The sequence below is a fragment of the Holosporales bacterium genome (assembly GCA_031263535.1).
Classification (GTDB): domain Bacteria; phylum Pseudomonadota; class Alphaproteobacteria; order UBA3830; family JAIRWN01; genus JAIRWN01.
The window spans coordinates 1-4813 of sequence record JAISFO010000038.1 but is presented as its reverse complement, the minus strand read 5'-3'; the positions used below and the strand labels follow the sequence as shown (position 1 = coordinate 4813).

Genomic DNA, 4813 nt, shown 5'->3' with positions numbered 1-4813 from the left:
TAATAGCCGCTTTTCTTTCGGTTGCTCCTTGAGACTCCCACCCTATCCGCTCTTCCTTAACCCTACCATCCAGCCTATACCTTATCGTGTAATATCTGTCTTTACGTAACTGTCCATGCTTTCTTATTGGATGTTCTCTGTATCTAACTCCAACAGATTTAGTTTTTATCCACTTATATTTCATGTTTTTAAGCTCATCATAATTATTATGTCCCATTATCGTCCCACATTTTTTCATTATTTTTTAAGATATATTGGGACGCATTATTATCACTTAATACCAGCTCAACGCTGGATTTACAAGACAAAAATTATCAATCGGGATTAATAGTAATGACTGTTTTTACTACGTTGACATCGTAGAGGTCGTAGGTTCGAACCCTACTGCGCCCACCAGTGGTTTGCGTTGAAGCGGCGAGCGGATCATTGTTTATTTCGCTTTTGAAAAATAGTAGCCTACACAACAGACGTATAAGTAAAAATTGTTGCCATGTATCACGTACAATCTGTTTTTCATAAAATCGTGGATATTTCTGGCGAGTTATCCGATGCTGCGGCGATGTTAACTACAATAGATTTGGCCCCAATCGGCGGATGCAGCCAGTTCATGTGGGGGGTTACAGTCTTTGTGCTTGCGTGTTTTGTCGGATATTACGTGGTTTGGCGAGTGACACCCGCACTTCATGCGCCGCTTATGGCGGTTACCAACGCAATCTCTAGCGTGATAATCGTTGGCGCGATATTAGCCGCAGGCCAGGCAGAGTCCGCTTTTGCGAAAATTGTAGGCTTTTCGGCCACCGTTCTAGTTTCTGTAAATATTTTTGGAGGATTTTTGGTAACCAAACGAATGCTTGCCATGTTTCAGAAAAAGGATAAACAGGAAGGGAGGGGCTGAGCCGTGTCCGAAAACTTCAGCGCTTTCCTGTACTTAACAGCAGCGGTTTTCTTTATCCTGGCTTTAAGGGGTCTGTCATCGGCCAAAACCTCAACCAAGGGTAACGTCTTCGGCATGATTGGCATGGGTATTGCAATCATCGCGGCCTTTGCTATGCCTAAAGTCTCAAGCTATGCCCTTACAATAACCGGCATAATCGTAGGTGGAGTAATCGGGGCGTTTGTCGCCAAGAAAATAGAAATGACCGCTTTACCTCAATTGGTTGCGGCATTTCACAGCTTGGTTGGTCTTGCCGCTGTCCTGGTTGCGGCAGGGGCTATGAGCGCCCCTGTATCATTCAAAATTGGCACTCTTGAGCATATAATGCACGGAAGTTTGGTCGAAATTGGCCTTGGGACAGCCATCGGCGCGATCACTTTCACCGGCTCTGTTGTTGCGTTTTTGAAACTTCAGGGACTGATTGGCTCAAAACCAATGATGCTTCCAAATCGTCACCTGATCAATGTTTCGTTGGGCGCCCTGATTTTATTTGCTTTGCTTTTATTCGTCTTTACAGAAGGGCATTTTTTCTTTTGGGTATTGGCATTAGCTTCGTTTGCACTGGGACTGCTTATGATACTTCCGGTTGGCGGAGCAGATATGCCTGTGATTGTATCGATGCTTAACTCATATTCGGGCTGGGCAGCGTCAGGCATAGGTTTCACGCTTAACAATACGCTGCTTATCGTTACAGGCGCTTTGGTAGGGGCCTCTGGCGCCATCCTAAGTTACATAATGTGCAAGGCCATGAACCGGTCGATCATTAGCGTCATCGTGGGTGGATTTGGAAGTTCTGATACGTCCGCGGATCAATCAAGCGCCGCCAACGAACAACGCCCTGTAAAGCAGGGAAGCCCGGAAGATGCGGCTTTTGTAATGAAAAACTGCTCTTCGCTGGTGATTGTACCAGGGTATGGCATGGCCGTAGCACAGGCTCAGCACGCTTTGCGCGAGATGTGCAATATACTTCAAAATAATGGAGTCAAAGTTCGCTATGCTATTCATCCGGTCGCTGGACGTATGCCGGGGCATATGAATGTTTTGCTTGCCGAAGCGAACGTTCCTTATGACGATGTGCTGGAGCTTGAAGATATTAACCGAGATTTCCCCTCAACCGACGTAGCGTTTGTGATTGGCGCCAATGACGTTACAAACCCAGCCGCCAAGAACAACCCGCAAAGCCCCATATACGGCATGCCCATTCTGGAGGTTGAGCAAGCCAAGACAGTGTTCTTTGTAAAGCGCTCTATGGCCGCAGGTTATGCAGGTATTGAGAACGAGCTGTTTTTCCGCGACAATACAATGATGCTGTTCGGGGACGCCAAAAAAGTAACGGAGGAAATAGTAAAAGCCTTAGAGAGTTAGAGGTTTAGAAGACGTTTTAATGAAGAACATTACAGATATTTACGACCTTATTATAATTGGCGGCGGCCCAGGCGGATATGTTGCCGCCATCAGGGCGGCGCAGCTGGGGAAAAAAGTTGCTTTGGTCGAAGAAAAACATTTAGGCGGCGTTTGTTTGAACTGGGGATGCGTTCCAACCAAGGCCTTACTTAGGTCGGCTGAGCTGAAACACATGGTGGATCATGCGGAAAGTTTTGGCTTTAACCGGATGCAGGCTACGTTTGATATAAAAAAAATCGTGGCAAGATCACGGGCAGTAGCGGATAAGCTCGCGCATGGGGTCAAAAACTTACTCAAGAAAAATAAAGTTGTCGTGCTTGACGGGCACGGAGTTCTGAAGTCCCCAACAAGCATTGAAGTAATAGACAAAAGCAGCAATAAAAGCTTATACGAAGCTCAAAGGTTGATTCTGGCAACTGGGGCCAGGCCCAGAATCATCCCAGGATTGGAACCTGACGGCAAATTTGTGTGGACCTCGCGTGAGGCAATGATACCGGAAGAGTTTCCTCAGAAGATTCTGGTAATAGGGTCTGGCGCCATAGGCGTTGAGTTTGCCAGCTTTTACCACCTTATGGGCAGCCAAGTTACCATTGTAGAAATGCAAGATCGCATTCTTTTAACCGAAGACGATGAAATCGCAAAAATGGCCCATAAATCCTTGGAAAAGCAAGGAATTAAGATATTTGTCAAGGCAACAGCGAGCATAACAAGCAAAACCGCCAAGAACGTTAAGGTTCTGATCAAATGCGCAGATATGTCACATGAGGATGTTTTCGACCGGATAATAGTCGCCGCCGGGGTTATGGCCAATTTGGATGGAATCGGCATTGAAAATACAAAAATTAAAGTTGAAAACGGGCGAGTCTTGGTTAACGAGTTCAACCTGACTGACGAGCCAGGTATCTATGCTATCGGAGACATAGTAAGCGCACCTTGGCTAGCCCATAAAGCCAGCCGAGAAGGTATTATCGCAGTAGAGCATGCATTTGACGACCCGCATGTGCGTCCGCTTAACCGCAGTGCTGTTCCGGGTTGCATATACAGTATTCCTCAGATAGCTAGCGTTGGGTTGACCGAAAAAGCAGCTAAGGAGCAATACGGTGAGGTTAATGTAGGTAGATTCCCGTATGTAGGTAATGGTAAAGCCATTGCTATGGGTGAGGAAGAAGGGCTTATTAAGACAGTTTTTGACAAAAAAACCGGCGAGTTGCTTGGGGCGCATTTAATTGGCTCAGAGGTAACTGAGCTGATACAAGGCTTTGTAATGGCCAAAGCGTCTGAGGCCACAGATGCTGAGTTTATTGAGGCGATTTTTCCTCACCCCACTCTTTCAGAGATGATGCATGAGTCAGTACTGGATTCATACGGCCAGGCGATACATATTTGAAGCTTGATTACCGTTCGTTTTGCTCACCTTCTCGCCTCAGAAAGGCCCGAGCTTAAGCTCCATATGCATTTCGGATAGTCACAAAAGTCATCGGCTAAATATTCTAATTGATTTTGTCGTGAATCTAACCGGACCGGTTTTGCAATAATTTTAAAATAAGCAAAAAATATATTGACAAAAGTATAATATTGTGTCCTATGTGCGTTCGTTAAATTCTTAATCAGGAAAAATTATGAAAAAGATTGCAATGATAGCGTCAGTGATTACGCTGCTTGCCCCAGAAATTGCAAGTTGTGCACAAATTATCTTAGACGGAGATTGCTACGAAAATGACGGAGGCGGAAATGTTAGTGTCGCGCCAGGAGCAAAAGCACATTCCTGCCCTAGAAGTATCGTTTTTATGGATGGAGAGGTTTATGAGGTAAGGATACTAATTCGCGCTAATATGCCAAATGGTGTTGAAAGTAGCTTGCAATCCATATGCATTCCTTGCAGCATAGAGACGATCGACAGATGTTGTCTTGAAGGATATGAAAATCTTAGTATTGTAGCTTTTGAATCTGATTCACAACTAAGAACGATTAAAAAATTTGCCTTTTGGGATCGCCATTCTTTGGCATCTATATGCATCCCAGCCAGTGTAGATAGACTCGGCCTCAAATGCTTTGAGTGCTGCTCCAAGCTAGGCAGCGTAACGTTTGAGCTCGGCTCACAATTGACGATAATGAAACAGTTTGCCCTTTCTGGCTGTAGGTTTCTGCCATCTATATGCGTTCCGGCTAGTGTAGAGAGAGTCGGCAAAGAGTGCTTTTTTGATTGCCGCAGTCTAAGCAACTTAACGTTTGAGCCCGATTCGCAATTAGGAACGATTGAAGATTATGCCTTTGATCGCTGTGAGCTCCTGGAATCTATATGCGTTCCGGCCAGTGTAGAGACGATCAGCGAAGGGTGTTTTCGTGGCTGCTACAGTCTAAGCAGCTTAATGTTTGAACCCGGCTCTCAAGTGAGGTTGATCGGAGATTATGCCTTTAATTGCTGTTCTTCTTTAACATCTATATGTATTCCGTCCAGTGTAGAGGTGATTGGCA

5 protein-coding genes and 1 tRNA gene are annotated in these 4813 nt (G+C 45.3%); 5 read left to right on the top strand and 1 reads right to left on the bottom strand.

The window, feature by feature from the left end:
• Window positions 1-238, bottom strand: a 238-nt coding sequence (locus LBL30_04505; GenBank protein ID MDR1032346.1) for a hypothetical protein, incomplete at its 3' end; no start/stop codon positions are given.
• Window positions 239-320: 82 nt separating this feature from the next.
• On the opposite strand from LBL30_04505, the gene LBL30_04500 reads away from it, so the two are divergent.
• From LBL30_04500 to LBL30_04480, 5 genes are all read left to right on the top strand, one after another.
• Window positions 321-396: transfer RNA gene (locus LBL30_04500), tRNA-Ser, on the top strand.
• 94 nt (window positions 397-490) lie between these two features.
• The gene (locus LBL30_04495; protein ID MDR1032345.1) at window positions 491-895 is read left to right on the top strand and encodes an NAD(P) transhydrogenase subunit alpha; all 405 of its coding nucleotides are present in this window, start codon (window positions 491-493) and stop codon (window positions 893-895) included.
• A gap of 3 nt (window positions 896-898) precedes the next feature.
• Window positions 899-2299 carry an NAD(P)(+) transhydrogenase (Re/Si-specific) subunit beta gene (locus LBL30_04490; protein MDR1032344.1) on the top strand — a complete coding sequence of 467 codons (1401 nt, stop codon included), beginning with the start codon at window positions 899-901 and terminating at the stop codon, window positions 2297-2299.
• A 19-nt stretch (window positions 2300-2318) separates the two neighbouring features.
• Window positions 2319-3725: a dihydrolipoyl dehydrogenase gene (lpdA, locus tag LBL30_04485; GenBank protein MDR1032343.1), complete on the top strand. Its 1407-nt coding sequence runs from the start codon at window positions 2319-2321 to the stop codon at window positions 3723-3725.
• A gap of 232 nt (window positions 3726-3957) precedes the next feature.
• On the top strand, window positions 3958-4813 hold an 856-nt coding region (locus tag LBL30_04480), incomplete at its 3' end, for a leucine-rich repeat domain-containing protein (GenBank protein ID MDR1032342.1).

Excerpts from the sequence above, each read along its gene's own strand:
- LBL30_04495 (MDR1032345.1), top strand. The coding sequence starts at position 491 with ATGTATCACGTACAATCTGTTTTTCATAAAATCGTGGATATTTCTGGC.
- lpdA (MDR1032343.1), top strand. The coding sequence starts at position 2,319 with ATGAAGAACATTACAGATATTTACGACCTTATTATAATTGGCGGCGGC.